Raw genomic sequence first — 15,606 nt, 5'->3', positions numbered from 1 at the left:
AACATCGTACTTGACACGAACAGCGTTCGCCCATAGAACGTTGTTCGCAGACAACGAACACTGTTCCCCCCGGAGTTCACGATGACCGACACGATCACCTCCCCCTCCCGGGGCACCGCGGACGCCGGCTACCGCTGGCGCTGGGCGGCCCTGTTCGTGATCCTCGCGGGCGAGGTCATGGACATGCTGGACGCCTTGATCACCAACATCGCGGCCCCCACGATCCGCGCCGAGCTCGGCGGGTCGGCCGCCACCATCCAGTGGCTCGCCGCCGGCTACACCCTCGCCATGGCCGTCGGGCTCATCACCGGCGGGCGCCTCGGCGACCTCTACGGCCGCAAGCGGATGTTCCTCGTCGGCGCGGCCGGCTTCACGGTCGGCTCACTGCTGTGCGGCGTCGCCGTCTCGCCCGGGATGCTGATCGCCGCCCGCGGCATGCAGGGCCTGTTCGGCGCGCTGATGCTGCCGCAGGGCATCGGGATGATCAAGCAGATGTTCTCGGAGAAGGAGATGGGCGCGGCGTTCGCCATGTTCGGGCCGGTGATGGGGCTGTCGTCGGTCGGCGGCCCGGTGCTGGCCGGCTGGCTGGTCGACGCCGACCTGTTCGGCACCGGCTGGCGGATGATCTTCCTGATCAACCTGCCGCTGGGCGCCGCCGCCGTGCTGGCCGGGCTGAGGTTCCTGCCCGCCGGGCGCGCCGAGCACGCGTCCCGCCTCGACCTCGCCGGCGCGGCCCTCGCCTCCCTCGGCGCCGGCCTGCTGGTCTACCCGCTCGTCCAGGGCCGCGAGCACGACTGGCCCGCCTGGACGTTCGCCATGATGGCCGCCTCCCTGGTCGTCTGGGGAGTGTTCGCCTGGTACGAGGTCCGCAAGCAGCGCTCGGGCGGCGACCCGCTGATCGTGCCGAGCCTGTTCCGCAAGCGCGGCTTCACCGGCGGCCTCGTCGTCGGCCTCGTGTTCTTCTCCGGCGTCGCCGGCCTCGGCCTGGTGCTGTCGCTGTTCTTCCAGCTGGGGCTCGGCTACTCCCCGCTGAAGGCCGGGCTCGCGCAGATCCCCTGGTCGGTCGGCATCGTCATCGGGTTCGGCGTCATGCAGGCCGTGCAGCGGCTCGGCCGCAAGCTGATCCACGCGGGCGCCGTCATCATGGCCGCCGGGATCGCCGGGCTCTACTTCACGCTCCAGTACGCCGGGACCGACGTCACCCCCTGGCAGCTCGTCCCTTCCCTGACCGTCACCGGGCTCGGCATGGGCCTGCTGATGGGGCCGTTCTTCGACACCGTGCTGGCGGGCGTCGAGCCGGAGGAGACCGGCTCGGCGGGCGGCACGCTCACCGCCGTCCAGCAACTCGGAGCCGCGCTCGGCGCCGCCGTCCTCGGCACGGTCTTCTTCGGGCTGCTCGGCGGGCACGTGGCATCGGCCGCGGACGACGGCGCCGCCGCCCTGCGCCGCGACCTCGCCGCCGCGTCCGTTCCGGCCGCGCAGCAGGAGCGCGTCGTGGACGGCCTGCGCGACTGCGGCCACGACCGGGCGACGGCCAAGGACGCCGCCGCGGTGCCCGCGTCCTGCCACCGGCTCGAAGAGGACGTGAAGGCCGCCGTCGCCGCCGCACCGCAGTCGGCGCCCGCCGTCCAGAAGGCGGTCGCCGAGGCCGGCGGCCACGCGGCCAGGACCGGGTTCGGCGACGCCATGAAGATCACGCTGTGGGTCGAGGTCGGGCTGCTCGCCCTGACGTTCCTGGTGACGTTCCTGCTCCCGATGCACGCGCGGCCGGAGAGAGAGGCCGCCTGACCGAAGCGGAAGGGCCCGCGCCGGGACTCCCCCGGCGCGGGCCCCTCCGCCGTCCGATGGCGCGCCGCCGTCAGACCTTGCTCTGGACCTCCGAGGCCAGCAGCTCCAGGTGCTCCAGGTCGTGCATGTCGAGGACCTGCAGGTAGACGCACTCCGCGCCCAGCTCGCCGAACTTCCCGATCTTGTCGACCAGCTCCTGCGGGGTGCCGGCGAGGCCGTTCTCGCGCAGCTCGGGCACCTCGCGCCCGATGGCCTCGGCGCGGCGACGCACCTCCGCCTCGTCCCGTCCACAGCACACGACCTGCGCGGCCGAGTAGACGATCGGCTTGGTCCGGCCCGCCTCGGCGCACGCCGCGCGGACGCGGTCGAACGCGCCGCCGGTGTCCTCGACCCCGTGGAACGGCACGTTGTACTCGTCGGCGTAGGCGGCGGCGAGGCGCGGCGTCCGCTTCGCCCCGAACCCGCCGATGATGATCGGCGGACCGCCAGGGCGCACGGGCTTGGGCAGCGCGGGCGACCCGGTCAGGGTGTAGTGCTCGCCGCTGAAGGAGAAGGTCTCGCCGGCCGGCGTCCCCCACAGGCCGGCGAGGATCTGCAACTGCTCCTCAAGCCGCTCGAACCGCTCCCCCAGGCTCGGGAACGGGATGCCGTACGCGGTGTGCTCCTCCTCGAACCACCCCGTCCCGAGGCCGAGGTCGACCCGTCCGCCGCTCATCTGGTCGACCTGCGCGACCGAGATCGCCAGCGGCCCCGGGTACCGGAACGTCCCGGCCGTCACCAGCGTGCCGAGCCTGATCCGGCTGGTCTCCCGGGCTATCGCGCCCAGGGTGATCCACGAGTCGGTCGGGCCCGGCTCACCGCTCACGTCGCCCATCTTGACGAAGTGGTCCGAGCGGAAGAACGCGTCGAAGCCGAGGTCCTCGGCGGCCTTGGCCACGGCCAGCTGCGTCTCGTAGGTCGCCCCCTGCTGGGGCTCGGTGAAGATTCGAAGTCGCATGCCCCCATCCTCGTACGGATCCGGCCGGGGTCGTGCCGCGGGCGGCGCTCACGGACGGTCAACCTCCGCAAACCCCTGCGCCCTATGAGCAAAGGCTGTTAAATCGCCAGGAACCCGACAACCCCCGACACATGGAGCTGACATGGCTGTCTTCGGCGTCGACTACGCGTGGGGCCGCCCCGGCGCGTCCGCGCTGAAACGCGCCGGGGCGAAGTTCGCGTGCCGCTACCTGTCGCACGACACCACCGGCAAGAACCTGACCCGCAAGGAGGCCGACGAGCTGTCCGCCGCGGGCATCTGGCTGGTGGTCGTCTGGGAGTCGACGGCCAAGCGGCCGCTCGCCGGGCGGTCGGCGGGCGCGACCGACGCCCGCGACGCCGCCGCCCAGGCCAAGGCGCTCGGCATGCCGGACGACCGTCCCATCTACTTCGCCGCCGACTGGGACGCCGCCTCCGGCCAGCAGGACGAGATCAACGCCTACCTGGACGGCGCGGCGAGCGTCCTCGGCCGCGACCGGGTCGGCCTCTACGGCGGCTACGGCCCCGTCAAGCGCGCCTTCGACGCCAAGAAGATCACCTTCGGCTGGCAGACCTACGCGTGGTCGGGCGGCAGGTGGGACGCACGCGCCCAGCTCCAGCAGTACTCCAACGACCACACGATCAACGGCGTCGGCGTCGACTACGACCGCGCCGTCAAGAGCGACTACGGGCAGTGGCGCGTCGGCGTCTCGCCCGAGGGAGAGGACGACATGCCCGACTACGTGTCCGTCGGCACCGGTGGCGACCACCAGGAGCTGCCTCCCGGCAAGTGGACCGAGGTCACCTGGAGCAAGGAGTACTCCGACAAGGAGCACCAGCACAACGACCCGGGCGGCCCCAGCCTGCTGACCGGGTCCGCCCGCTACAGCCTGTCGGTGAGCGCGGCCCTGAGCGGCGTCCCCGCGGGCACGCTGATCCAGGCCAGGGTGGTCGAGGTGGCGGACGGCGACGCCTCCGACTACCAGATCGGCCCCGTCCAGGACTACATCTCCGTCGGCGACGTCACCAACCTCGTCTACGGCCTCGCCGCCGACACCGTCGAGGCGGGCAAGCGCGTCCGCTTCCAGCTGCTCCACCAGGGCGCCGCTGCCGCGACGATCTCCAAGGCCAGCGCCAAGGTCTTCTTCTGGCGGTGACTCAGAAGTCGTCGTTGATGTAGGGCGCCAAAGGAACGGCCAGGGCGGCCGCCAGCCGGGCGGCCGCACCGGCCGTGTGCTCGGCGACGGCCCCGATCCGGGCCAGGGTGACCGGACTCTGGCCGCCCAGATAGACGGCCGCGAGGTCGGCCGCGCTGAAACTCAGGTCCGGGGCCTCGGAGGTCGGCTCGCAAACAGGCGCCGCACCGGTCTTGAGCAGCCAGCGCCCCGCGTTCGCCGGAATCCTCGAATCCTCCACCTCCAGGACGAAGGCGTCCTCGGTGGCCCAGGAACGGGCGTGCAGAGCGGCCGGCACGTCGATCAGCCGCAGCCAGAGGGCGCCGAACTCCTTCTTGACGGTGACCCGGTCGGGGTCGGCGACCATGTGCGGGAGCAGGTCGTCCACCGGACGGCCCAGCGCCTCGACGCGGGACGTCAGGTCGATCGACGCCAGGAACCCCCAGAGCGCGGCCTCCACCTGAGGCGTGTCGGCGACGAGGTCGACCACCCTGACCGTCCCCTCGCGGACCCGGTAGACCGCGTAACCCGCCGGGTGGACGACGATGCGCGGCGCGGTGTACCCGGGCGAGTCCCGGTCGACCGGCCGCAGGATGGCCCGCGCCCACCAGTCGGGATCGCGCACGAGCCCTCCCGGCCGAAGCGAGCGCCGGTGGATGGGATCGAGCACCTCAGGCGCGGACGCGGCATCGACGAGCCGCAGCGGCCGGTCGTCCGGGGTCGTCCGGAACTCCAGCGGACGCGACGTGTCCACCTCCAGGTCGATCGCCCACGTGGCCTGCCCGAACCCGTACCGCCCGTAGATGGCGCCTTGCGAAGCCCAGAGCGCGGCCACCGGCCGCCCAGCCGCGATGGCGTCGGCGTCCATCCGGTCCATCATGGACGTCAGGATGCCGCGGCGCCGGTGCGTGGGCAGCACCCCGACGAACGTGATCGCCGAGCAGTCGAGCACCGCTCCCGGTACCGCGAGCCCCATCGGCATGGCCGCCAACTGCCCGACCCTGGCGTCGCCGTCATAGGCGCCGATCCGCTCGGCACGGGTGAGCGGCCACCCGTTCCGATCGCTGTCACCCTCGTCGATGGAGATGTGAAACACCATCCCCGCGAAGTCGACCATGTCGCGAGCATCGGCCTCGGGCACGTCCCTGATCTCGGTCACCCTTCCACGCTAAGCCGCCCCGCAACCGATTTTCCGAGGTCAGCTCCCTGCACACGACCGGGCCGTGAGCAGACCGGTGATGGCGACGGCCGCGCCGACGGTGTCGACGCGCATCGGACCGCCCCACCGTGATCATCGTCGGGCCTCCGGCTTTAGCCCGTGCCCCATGCCGGCGGTGACCCCGTCGGCCGCCTCCAGGAGAGCGCGTAGGCCCGCGCAGGATCCCGCGCCCAACATCACCTGCTCCGCGCCGTCCCGGACTGCCTGGCAGGGGGCGAACGAGCCGACCAGCTTGATCGTCCAGTTCGGGAACTCCTCGCTCAACTCCGCGAGCCGGTCGACTATGTCGTCCGTCGCGCCCCTGAGCTCGGCTGCATGGCTCACTGCTCGCTCCAGATCAGCTCGGCCCACATGGTCTGCCCATCGCTGTCGGCGTCGTGCCCGATCTTGTCGGCGTGGGCGTAGACGATGAACAGGCCGCGGCCGTGGTCATCCTCGTCCGCCGGGATGCCCGGGAGAGGCTGCCAGCGCGTGCCGTCACCGGAGTCTTGGACGGCGATCCGGGCGCGGCCGGGCGCGACCGTCACGGTGACGGTGACCTCGCCGCCGTCGCCGCTCGGGGTGTGGCGCAGCGAGTTGGCGACTAGTTCGGCGGTGACGAGTTCGGCGTCGTGTTGGCGCGGGGAGCCGCTGAGCATCCCGCGCACGAAGGCCCGGGCGGCCGGCACCATGGACGTACAGCCGGGGTAGGTCTGGCTCCACTCCATGGATACCTCCTACGGATTGTGATCACTTGAACACAAGTTCAACCTGTGCGCACAGCTTGCAAGCGGTGCGCACAGGTTGTCAAGCTGTGTCCGAGCATTCACATCCGGCAATCGGAGGCGTCGTGACACAGCCCGCCTACCAGCGCATAGCCGACGATCTACGGCAGCAGATCATCGACGGTCGGCTCGCGCCGGGCGAGCGGGTCCTGTCGCGGGCCCAGATCCGTGAGCGGTACGAGGTGTCCGACCAGGTCGCGATCGGCGCGGTCCGGCTGCTGATCTCAGAGGGCTTCCTCGAAGCGCGCTCCGGCTCGGGGACGTACGTGCGACGCAGGCCGGAACTGAAGCGCCTCGCCCGTTCCTGGTACGGCGCATCGGGCCGGGATACCTCGCCTTTCCGCACGGAGATGGCCAAGCAAGGCCGCGAAGGCACGTGGCGCGTCTCGTCCGAGACAGACTCCGCGAGTCAGGCCGTCGCCGAGCGGCTGGCCATCCAGGCAGGCAACGCAGTCATGACGAGCCGGTACACCTTCCTGGCCGACGGGCGACCCGTGATGCTGTCGACGAGCTGGGAACCGCTCGCCCTCACCGGTGACACGCCGATCATGTTCCCGGAGGAAGGTCCGCACGCCGGCGCTGGAGTGGTCGCGCGGATGCGGACGATCGGGCAGCACATCGAGTCGGTGCAAGAGATCGTGACGGCGCGCCCGGTGCTGCAGTCGGAGGCCGAGCTGCTCGACGAGCCGCTCGGGTCGGTGGTGCTGGTGATCCGGCGGACCTACCGCACGGCGGAGCGGCCGGTGGAGACGGCCGACATCATCGTCCCCACAGACCGCTACGAGGCGGAGTACGTCCTGCCAGTGGAATGATGACCGCCCGCCGACCAGGGGCCGACGGGCGGTGGGCGACGGCGATCAGACCCGGCCGGGCCGTGATCGTGCGCGCCTCATGCGCAGTGATCTTGAAATATCGAAGGTCGCGCTGGCACGCCCCGCACGTAACCCCGAAGAATCAGCGCAGGCCAGCGCCATCGTCAGCCCTTGACCAGGGTGGCGAGGCACTCTACGTGGTGGGTCATGGGGAAGGCGTCGAAGGCTCGGAAGGACTCCAGGGTCCAGCCGCGGTCGCTGAAATAGGCGAGGTCGCGGGCCAGGGTGGCGGGGTCGCAGGAGACGTAGGCGATCTTGCGGTCGGCGAGGCGGGTGATGTGCTCGACGACCTCGCGGCCCGCGCCGGTGCGGGGCGGGTCGAGGACGACCACGTCGGCGCGGCGGACCTTCGCGCCGCCCTGGTGGCCGGCGCCGCGCTTGTTCTGCGTGCGGGAGCCCGAGGACGCGCGGCCGAACTCCAGGTCGGCGACGACCTCCTCCACGGGGCCGCGCTCGATCGAGACGTTCGGCAGGTCGCGCAGGTTGAAGCGGGCGTCGCGGACGGCCTGGCCGTCGGACTCGATGCCCACGACGAGGCCGTCGTCGCCGACGCGCTCGGCCAGGACGCCGGCGAAGAGGCCGACGCCGCAGTACAGGTCGAGGGCGATGTCGCCGGGCTTGGGTTCGAGGGCGTCGAGCACGGCGTCGGCGAGCAGCTGGGCGGCGCCCGGGTGCACCTGCCAGAAGCCGCTGCCGCTGACCTGGTAGAGCCGTCCGGAGACCTCCTCGCGGACGTACGGGAGGCCGGCGCCCGGTTCGGGCTTGCCGCGCACGAGGCGGACCGGGACGTCCAGGCGCGGGACGCGGATCTTGCGGCGGTCGCGGCCGCGCAGCACGACCAGGCGGTCGCCCGTGGTCGCCGAGACCACGCCCTCGACGCCGGACGCGCCCGGCCAGCGCTTGCGCTCGATGCCCATCAGCTCCACGCCGGGGTGGGCGATCAGGCACTCGTCCACGGGCTCAATGTCGTGCGAGCGGTGCTTGCGCAGGCCGACGACGCCGGAGGAGACGGAGAACTGGACGCGGGTGCGCCAGCCGAGCCCCGGCGGCGGCGTCACCTCGCCGTCGACCGGGTACGGGACCTCCTCGACGACGACCGTGCGGGTGATCCCGGCGAGCCGCTCGAGCTGCTCCTGCACGACCGCGGCCTTGAGCGCCCGCTGGGCGGGCAGGGAGGCGTGCTGCCAGTCGCAGCCGCCGCACCGGCCCGGGCCGGCGAACGGGCAGGGCGGCTGCACCCGGTCCGGAGAGGCCTCGATGATCTCCACTGCGTCGGCGCGGAGGAAGTTCTTCGTGCGGTCGGTGACGCGGGCCCTCACCCGTTCGCCGGGCAGGGCGTGCCGGACGAAGACCACGCGCCCCTCGTGCCGGGCGACGCAGAAACCGCCGTTGGCGACGTTGCCGACCTCCAGTTCGAGGACGTCGGGTTCGAGTTCAGTCACGGTCCGAAACACTACCGGCACCGGGGCGTGCCCCGGTCCGCGGCGGGCGCCGCGACGAGCCGGGCCCCGGCGGCTCCTTGCGTCCCTTGAGGCGGTCGGAGGACTGGAGCTGCCACGCGACGCTCGTCACCATCACGCCGGGCTGGAACAGCAGCCGGCCCTTCAGCCGCAGCGCGCTCTGGTTGTGCAGGAGCTGCTCCCACCAGTGGCCGACGACGTACTCGGGGATGAACACGGTGACGACGTCGCGGGGGCTCTTGCGCCGGATGCCCTTGACGTAGGACAGCACCGGGCGGGTGATCTCCCGGTACGGCGAGTCGAGGATCTTCAGCGGGACGGGGATGTCGAGGGCGTCCCACTCCTCCTGGAGGCGCTGCGACTCCGCGGCGTCCACGGCCACGGTCACCGCCTCCAGCGTGGAGGGGCGGGTGGCGCGGGCGTAGGCCAGCGCCCGCAGCGTCGGCTTGTGGATCTTGGAGACGAGCACGATGCCGTGGTTGCGGGCGGGCAGCGCGACGTCCTCGCCGGAGGGCACCAGCTCGGCGGCGACCCGGTCGTAGTGCCGCCTGATCGCCTTCATCAGCAGGAACAGCAGCGGCATCGCGATGCAGACGATGTAGGCGCCGAGCGCGAACTTGGTGATCAGCACGACGACCAGGACGATGCCGGTGAGGGTGGCGCCGAAGGCGTTGATCCCGCGGGAGGTGCGCATCCGGCGGCGCTGCGCCGGGTCCGGCTCGGTGGCCAGCAGCCGGTTCCAGTGCCGGACCATGCCGACCTGGCTGACGGTGAACGACACGAAGACGCCGACGGTGTAGAGCGGGATCAGCCGGCTGACGGACGCGTCGTATGCGTAGATCAGCAGCCCGGCCATGGTGGCCAGGATGATGATGCCGTTGCTGTAGGCGAGCCGGTCGCCGCGGGTGTGCAGCTGGCGCGGCAGGTAGCGGTTGCGCGCGAGCACCGAGCCGAGCACCGGGAACCCGTTGAACGCGGTGTTGGCGGCGAGGAACAGGATCAGCGCGGTCATCGCGGTGACCAGCGCGAATCCGGGGGTGAAGTTGCTGAACACGGTGTGCGCCACCTGGGCGATCACCGGGTCGGCGTCGGTGACCGGCTTGCCGGTGGACGGGTCGATCAGGTGGCTGCCCTGGTCGGGCTCGGCGAACTTGGCGTCGGTGATGTAGGCGAACGCGGTCACGCCGCCGAACAGCGTCATCGCGACGAGCCCGAGCATCAGCAGGGTCGTGGCGGCGTTCTCGCCCTTGGGCTTGCGGAACGCGGGCACGCCGTTGCTGATCGCCTCGACCCCGGTCAGCGCGGCGCAGCCGGAGGAGAAGGCCCGCAGCAGCAGGAACACGAGGGCGAACCCGGCGAGGCCCATCTCGTCGCCGCGGACCTCGTAGTGCGCCGTCTCCGCCTCCAGGTGGGTGCCGGAGAGCAGCCGGACGATCCCCCACGCCAGCATGCTGAAGATCGCGAACATGAACAGGTACGTCGGGATCGCGAAGGCGACCCCGGCCTCCTTGAGGCCGCGCAGGTTCCCGAGGGTGAGCAGCACGACGATGGCGATCGCGACCAGTACCTCGTGCGGCTGCATGAACTTCAGCAGCGCGCCGAGGTTCTCCACCCCGGACGACACCGACACCGCCACGGTCAGGACGTAGTCGACCAGCAGCGCGCTGGCCACGAGAACGCCCCAGTTGTCGCCGAGGTTGGTGGTGGCGACCTCGAAGTCGCCGCCGCCGCTCTGGTAGGCCCGGACGTTCTGCCGGTAGGAGGCGACCACGGTCAGCAGGATGACCACGACGGCCGCGGCGAGCCACGGGGTGTAGTGGTACATCACCAGGCCTCCCGCGCCGAGCGCGAGGAGGATCTCCTGCGGGGCGTAGGCGACCGACGAGAGCGCGTCGCTCGCGAAGACGGGCAGCGCGATCCGCTTCTTCAGCAGCTGCTCGTGCTGCTGGGCGCTGCTCAGCGCGCGGCCGAGGAGGAGCCGCTTCGCGAGGTCCGGAACCTTTGACACGCAACGAGACTCTAGCCGCTGCGGACCGGAGCGGATCCCCGGGCCGCCGCCCGCTCCGGCGGACGCCGGGGCGGGCGGCGTCGCCGCCCCCGCGGAATGCTGGTTGGGTAGTACTCGCCTGGGCGGATGTGTAGGTTTGCAGCCCGGCAGGGATCATTCACAGGAAACGGTCCTCGGGTGCGGCACGGTGTCGGCGGCGAATGCCGTGCACGGCGCGGGGGTACAGGGGGAGCGTCCTCCTGGACGGAAGAGGGAACGGCCGTGCATATCGTGATCATGGGATGCGGGCGGGTCGGCTCGACGCTCGCCCACATCCTGGAGGACAAGGGTCACTCGGTGGCCATCATCGACCAGAGCCCGGAGGCGTTCCGCCGGCTGCGCAGCGGGTTCCGGGGCCGCCGCATCACGGGGTTCGGGTTCGACCGCGAGGTGATCGCCGAGGCGGGCATCGAGCGCGCGTCGGCGTTCGTGGCCGTCAGCAGCGGCGACAACTCCAACATCATCTCCGCGCGGGTGGCGCGCGAGACGTTCGGCGTCGACAACGTCGTGGCCCGGATCTACGACCCGCGCCGGGCGGAGGTCTACCAGCGCCTCGGCATCCCCACGGTCGCGACCGTCCGGTGGACGGCCGACCAGATCCTGCGCCGCCTGCTCCCCGAGGGCGCCGAGCCGCTGTGGCGCGACCCGACCGGCGCGGTCGTCCTCGCCGAGCTGGACTCCGGCCACCTGTGGGTGGGCGAGAAGGTCGGCGCGCTGGAGGAGCACGCGCGGACCCGCGTGGCGTTCCTGTCCCGCATGGGCGAGGCGCTCGTCCCCGAGCGGGACACGGTGATCCAGGACGGCGACATCGTGCACATCATGGCCGAGGCCGACGATCTGGAGCGGGTCAACGCCGCCGTCGCGGCGCGAGACGGAGAGGACGCCTGATGCGGGTCGCGATCGCGGGGGCCGGCGCGGTGGGCCGGTCCATCGCCCAGGAGCTGCTGGAGAACGGCCACGAGGTGCTCCTGATCGACAAGAGCCCGAAGGCCATCAAGGTGGAGATGGTGCCGCGCGCCGAGTGGCTGCTCGCCGACGCGTGCGAGATCTCCGCGCTTGACGACGCGGCGCTGGAGCGCTGCCAGGTCGTGGTCGCCTCGTCCGGCGACGACAAGGTCAACCTGGTCGTGTCGCTGCTGGCCAAGACCGAGTACGGGGTCCCCCGGGTGGTCGCGCGGATCAACCACCCGAACAACGAGTGGCTGTTCAACGAGTCGTGGGGCGTGGACGTCGCGGTCTCCACCCCGCGGCTGCTGTCGGCGCTGGTCGAGGAGGCCGTCAGCGTCGGCGACCTCGTCCGGCTGATGACGTTCCGCCAGGGCGAGGCCAACCTGGTGGAGCTGACGCTGCCCGACGACGCCCCGCTCGGCGGCGCGCGGGTCGGCTCCGTGGACTGGCCGCGCGACACCGCCCTGGTGGCGATCCTGCGGGAGGGCCGGGTGCTGGTCCCCTCGTCCGACGACACCCTGGAGCCGGGCGACGAGCTGATGTTCGTGGCCAGCCAGGACGTCGAAGACGAACTCGCCGAACTCCTCGGCGGCAGGTAGGGCTAGGCGGGCTCTTCGCTCTCGGCCGGAGCGCCGCCCCGGATGGGGGTGCGGCCGCGGGTGAGGAGCCAGACCATGGCGGCCAGGGCGGCGACCTGGAGCGGCCAGCCCATCGCGATCTTGGCGGTGCCGAGCAGGCCGCTCTGGTCGCCGTCGGCGAGGTAGATCGGGTACTGGACGGCGACGCGCACGGCGCAGGGCAGGACGAGCAGCCAGGTGAGCCGGGAGCACAGCCTGACGATGCCGGGGTCGGACCGCCAGGCGGTCGGGTCACCGGTGACCGATCCGATGATGAAGCCGACGATCGGCCAGCGCACCGCGATCGAGAAGATCATCGCGGCGCCGTAGCCCGCGTTGAGCAGGATGCCGGGCAGGAAGGCGTTCTCGGCCTTGCCCGAGCGCAGCGCGAAGAACGCGGCGATCGCGATGCCGAACAGGCTGTTCAGGACGAACTGCGGGCTGGAGCGCTGCGCGAGCCGGACCAGCAGCAGCAGCACCGCGGCGCCGACCCCGGCGCCGACGGCGAGCTTGACATCCTTCGCGGCCATGTAGGTGCCGGTGAAGGCGATCGTCGGCACCGCCGCCTCGACCATGCCGCGCACGCCGCCGAGCGCCTTGTTGAGCTGGGCCCGGACGGCCGCCTCGACGGTGTCGTGGGCGGCGGCCTCCCGCGCGGTGCCCGTTTCCACTTCGCTCACGTCGCTCTCCCGGCGGCTCGTCGCGGCCTCACGCGCCGCCGCGCAGCTCGTATCGCGGATTGAACATGACCTTGCGCCCGTCCTGCTCGCTCACCAGGCCCTCGGCGCGCAGCCGGCGCCCCGGGTCGATCCCGGCGATCTTGCGGCGGCCGAGCCAGACCAGGTTGATCACATCGGTGCCGTCGTAGAGCTCGGCCTCCAGGGCGGGGGCGCCACCCCGGGGACGGAGCGTCACCGTACGCAGCGTACCCGCTACGCAGTGCCGCTTGCGCGTGCCGCACTCGGTGATCGGCGTCGCGCCCTCGTCGCCGGTGGTCTTCTGCAGCTCCTCGGCCTCGAGCTCGGCCTTACTGGACGCCATGCGCCGCAGGAAGCGCCGCAGCCCGCCCTTGCCGCGCTCCCGCTCGCGGGGCTCCGCCCCCGGCGGCGTGCTGGCCGAAACCTCGTCCATACCTCGAAGCGTATGGCATCCCCGGACGAAGCGGACCCCTTGCCCCGCCGCCGGATCGAAGCCGGTTCAGCTGTGGAATGAAGCATTCCGTTCTGCTATTATCGGAACAGAGCATTCCGCTCCAAGTGGAAGGACGGATCATGACCGCCACCCTCGAAACCCCGGCCGCCGGAACCGGGACCCGCCCCGGCGACGGCGCCGCGCAGGCCCCGCGCCGCTGGCTCGGCCTCTCGGCGATCCTGGCCGCCACCCTGCTGAACCTGCTCGACTCCACCGTGGTGAACGTGGCCGCGCCCGCGATCCGCGCCGACCTCGGCGGGTCGTACTCCGCGCTGCAGTGGACGGCCGCCGGCTACACGCTCGCCCTCGCGGTGGCGCTGCTGACCGGCGGCCGGCTCGGCGACATGTTCGGGCGGCGGCCCGTCCTGCTCGCGGGGGCGGCCGGGTTCACGGCGATGTCGGTGGCGTGCGCGTTCGCCTGGTCGCCGGAGAGCCTGATCGCCGCCCGGGTCGCGCAGGGGCTGTGCGCCGCGGTGATGGTCCCGCAGGGCTTCGGGCTGATCCGGGACCTGTTCGGCCGGGACACCGGGAAGGCCTTCGCGCTGTTCGGGCCGGTGATCGGGCTGGCCACCATCCTCGGTCCGGTGGTCGCGGGCCTGCTGATCGACGCCGACCTCTTCGGCACCGGCTGGCGCGCGATCTTCCTGGTGAACGTGCCGGTCGGCGCCTACGCGCTGGCCGCGGGCGCCCGGGCGCTGCCCGCCCCGGCGGCCGCGGACCGGTCGGGCGGCCTGGACGGCGCCGGGATGCTGCTCGGCGGCCTCGGCATGAGCATGCTGGTGTACCCGCTCGTCCAGGGCCGCGAGCTCGGCTGGCCCGCCTGGTCGCTCGCGCTGCTCGCCGGCTCGGTCCCCGTCCTCGCCCTGTTCGCCCTGCACCAGCTGCGCCGCACCCGCCGGGGCCGGACGCCGCTGGTCCGGCTGAGCGTGTTCGGCAACCGGGCCTACGCCTCCGGGGTCCTGTTCGTCATCGTCTTCTTCGGCGCGATCGCCGGGTTCTCGCTCGCCACCGGCCTCTTCCTCCAGCTCGGCCTCGGCTACACGCCGCTGGCCGCGAGCCTGGCCATGTCGTCCTGGGCGGTCGGGGCGTTCGCCGGGTCGGCGTTCAGCGGCATGACCATGACCAGGCTCGGCCGCAGGATCCTGCACCTCGGCCTGGCGCTGATGGCCGCGGGCCTGACCGCCCTGTACGCCGTGTTCGAGGCGGTCGGGACGGACGTCGGCGGCTGGCACCTGGCCGCGCCGCTGCTGCTGTTCGGCGCCGGCATGGGCATGATCTTCGTCCCGCTGTTCGACGTCATCGTCGCGGGCATCGCCGACCACGAGGTGGGCTCCGGCTCGGCCGCGCTGGAGTCGGTCCAGCAGCTCGGCGCGTCCCTCGGCATCGCGGTCCTCGGCACGGTCTTCTTCGGGGCGATCGGCGCCCCGGTGGCCGGGCGCTTCCTGGCGCCGGCCGCGCTGGAGGCCGCGGAGCAGGTCACCGCCCTGACCGCCGGGCTCACCGCCGCCGCGTTCCTGATCGCCTTCCTGCTTCCCCGAGGCGCCCGCGCGCACTGATCCCGCCCGCCCCTGGCCCGCCGCCCGCGAGGGACGGCGGGCCAGGGCGTTCGCACCTCCGCTGAGGCCCGCTCGGGGTGCTCAGGCGGTCGCGAAGCGGAAGGCGGAGATCGCGATGACCGCCGCCGCCACCGCCCAGTAGGCGCCGGAGGCGAAGGCGACGGCCCGGACCCGGCGGGGCTCGGGCAGGGCGGTGAAGGTGAGCAGCCAGGCCAGCAGCGGCAGGACGAGGATCGCGTGCATGGTCACGAAGTGCGCCGGCTTCAGCGCGGCGACGACGTGGTAGGCGGCCTGCTGGTCGCCGGACCGCACCGTCGTGACGCCGCGGGCGATCATCGCCGCGCCGGAGGCCAGGGCGAGCACCAGCGCGGCGAAGCCGGAGCGGACGGCCAGCCGCATGCTCGGCGCGACCTCCTCGTTCCGGCGGAAGGACGCGACCGCGAGCGCGACCAGCGTGACCACGAGGACGCCGCCGCCCGCCGCGAGCATCCGGGTGACGACCGTGTCGAACGCCGTCTCCTCGTTGAAGTGGGACGGCACCTTGCGCCACGCCTGGAGGGTGATGAGGGCTACCTCCACGACGCAGTCGGCCGCGAACACGCCGAGGATCGCGGTCCGCGCGCGGTCGCCGAGCCGGACGGACGCGCTGACCCACGCGATCGTCAGCAGCGTCAGGCCGAACGAGAGCCCGAAGGTCACGGGCTTGCGCCACGACACCGGCCCCGTCCACGGACCGCCGTCCACCGCGAACACGGCCAGGTGCAGCAGGCCGGAGGCCATCAGCGCGGCGCCGATCGCGTAGGCGGCCCGCTCGACGCGCCGGCCGTCCGTCCAGAACGCTCCCAGGGCCTGGACGGCGGCCGCCACCGGGAACCCGCCGCGCGAAGCCTCCACCGGTCCCGCCATGGTCCGCTCCTTCAGAAATGAGTGAGTGCTCACCCAGTATGGACGAGCA

15 protein-coding genes are annotated in these 15,606 nt (G+C 72.2%); 6 read left to right on the top strand and 9 right to left on the bottom strand.

Annotated elements, in window-relative coordinates; all coding sequences use genetic code 11:
- Positions 1–81: 81 nt before the first annotated feature.
- Positions 82–1,788 (top strand): MFS transporter, encoded by a 1,707-nt coding sequence (locus ABWI07_RS24565; protein WP_353819925.1) that lies wholly within the window; start codon positions 82–84, stop codon positions 1,786–1,788.
- Between the two features lie 70 nt (positions 1,789–1,858).
- Here the strand turns inward: ABWI07_RS24565 and ABWI07_RS24560 are convergent, their stop codons facing one another.
- Positions 1,859–2,785, bottom strand: coding sequence for an LLM class F420-dependent oxidoreductase (locus tag ABWI07_RS24560; RefSeq protein ID WP_149262323.1), 927 nt, complete (start codon positions 2,783–2,785; stop codon positions 1,859–1,861).
- Between the two features lie 142 nt (positions 2,786–2,927).
- Between ABWI07_RS24560 and ABWI07_RS24555 the strand changes: the two genes are divergently transcribed.
- A complete protein-coding gene (locus ABWI07_RS24555) occupies positions 2,928–3,959 on the top strand; it encodes a glycoside hydrolase domain-containing protein (RefSeq protein WP_353819924.1) in 1,032 nt (343 codons plus the stop codon).
- Position 3,960: 1 nt separating this feature from the next.
- Here the strand turns inward: ABWI07_RS24555 and ABWI07_RS24550 are convergent, their stop codons facing one another.
- The 3 genes from ABWI07_RS24550 to ABWI07_RS24540 all read right to left on the bottom strand — a co-directional run bounded on the left by ABWI07_RS24550 (position 3,961) and on the right by ABWI07_RS24540 (position 5,903).
- Positions 3,961–5,136 (bottom strand): GNAT family N-acetyltransferase, encoded by a 1,176-nt coding sequence (locus tag ABWI07_RS24550; RefSeq protein WP_353819923.1) that lies wholly within the window; start codon positions 5,134–5,136, stop codon positions 3,961–3,963.
- Positions 5,137–5,268: 132 nt separating this feature from the next.
- Positions 5,269–5,520 (bottom strand): hypothetical protein, encoded by a 252-nt coding sequence (locus tag ABWI07_RS24545; RefSeq protein ID WP_149262320.1) that lies wholly within the window; start codon positions 5,518–5,520, stop codon positions 5,269–5,271.
- Positions 5,517–5,903, bottom strand: coding sequence for an ATP-binding protein (locus ABWI07_RS24540; protein WP_149262319.1), 387 nt, complete (start codon positions 5,901–5,903; stop codon positions 5,517–5,519). The genes ABWI07_RS24545 and ABWI07_RS24540 overlap by 4 nt, the downstream gene beginning before the upstream one ends.
- Before the next feature lie 122 nt (positions 5,904–6,025).
- Here ABWI07_RS24540 and ABWI07_RS24535 point away from each other — a divergent pair, with 122 nt between their 5' ends.
- Positions 6,026–6,772, top strand: a complete 747-nt coding sequence (locus ABWI07_RS24535; RefSeq protein WP_149262318.1) for a GntR family transcriptional regulator — start codon at positions 6,026–6,028, stop codon at positions 6,770–6,772.
- 164 nt (positions 6,773–6,936) lie between these two features.
- Here ABWI07_RS24535 and ABWI07_RS24530 read toward each other — a convergent pair whose 3' ends face one another.
- Positions 6,937–8,274: a class I SAM-dependent RNA methyltransferase gene (locus ABWI07_RS24530; RefSeq protein ID WP_149262317.1), complete on the bottom strand. Its 1,338-nt coding sequence runs from the start codon at positions 8,272–8,274 to the stop codon at positions 6,937–6,939.
- Positions 8,267–10,300: an APC family permease gene (locus ABWI07_RS24525; RefSeq protein ID WP_149262316.1), complete on the bottom strand. Its 2,034-nt coding sequence runs from the start codon at positions 10,298–10,300 to the stop codon at positions 8,267–8,269. The genes ABWI07_RS24530 and ABWI07_RS24525 overlap by 8 nt, the downstream gene beginning before the upstream one ends.
- A gap of 261 nt (positions 10,301–10,561) precedes the next feature.
- Here ABWI07_RS24525 and ABWI07_RS24520 point away from each other — a divergent pair, with 261 nt between their 5' ends.
- Both ABWI07_RS24520 and ABWI07_RS24515 read left to right on the top strand, forming a co-directional pair.
- On the top strand, positions 10,562–11,227 hold the full coding sequence (locus tag ABWI07_RS24520; protein ID WP_149262315.1) for a potassium channel family protein: 666 nt from the start codon (positions 10,562–10,564) through the stop codon (positions 11,225–11,227).
- A complete protein-coding gene (locus ABWI07_RS24515) occupies positions 11,227–11,886 on the top strand; it encodes a potassium channel family protein (RefSeq protein WP_149262314.1) in 660 nt (219 codons plus the stop codon). Before ABWI07_RS24520 ends, ABWI07_RS24515 begins: the two co-directional genes overlap by 1 nt.
- A 2-nt stretch (positions 11,887–11,888) precedes the next feature.
- Here ABWI07_RS24515 and ABWI07_RS24510 read toward each other — a convergent pair whose 3' ends face one another.
- Positions 11,889–12,584: a DUF3159 domain-containing protein gene (locus ABWI07_RS24510; protein ID WP_235037144.1), complete on the bottom strand. Its 696-nt coding sequence runs from the start codon at positions 12,582–12,584 to the stop codon at positions 11,889–11,891.
- Positions 12,585–12,612: 28 nt separating this feature from the next.
- A complete protein-coding gene (locus ABWI07_RS24505; RefSeq protein ID WP_149262312.1) occupies positions 12,613–13,035 on the bottom strand; it encodes an OB-fold nucleic acid binding domain-containing protein in 423 nt (140 codons plus the stop codon).
- Between the two features lie 140 nt (positions 13,036–13,175).
- Here ABWI07_RS24505 and ABWI07_RS24500 point away from each other — a divergent pair, with 140 nt between their 5' ends.
- Positions 13,176–14,651, top strand: coding sequence for an MFS transporter (locus ABWI07_RS24500; protein WP_353819922.1), 1,476 nt, complete (start codon positions 13,176–13,178; stop codon positions 14,649–14,651).
- Positions 14,652–14,732: 81 nt separating this feature from the next.
- Here ABWI07_RS24500 and ABWI07_RS24495 read toward each other — a convergent pair whose 3' ends face one another.
- Positions 14,733–15,557: a hypothetical protein gene (locus ABWI07_RS24495; protein WP_200842187.1), complete on the bottom strand. Its 825-nt coding sequence runs from the start codon at positions 15,555–15,557 to the stop codon at positions 14,733–14,735.
- Between the last annotated feature and the right edge of the window lie 49 nt (positions 15,558–15,606).

Source organism: Actinomadura sp. NPDC000600 (genome assembly GCF_040492135.1).
Classification (GTDB): Bacteria; Actinomycetota; Actinomycetes; order Streptosporangiales; family Streptosporangiaceae; genus Spirillospora.
This window is presented reverse-complemented; position numbering and strand designations above follow the sequence as displayed.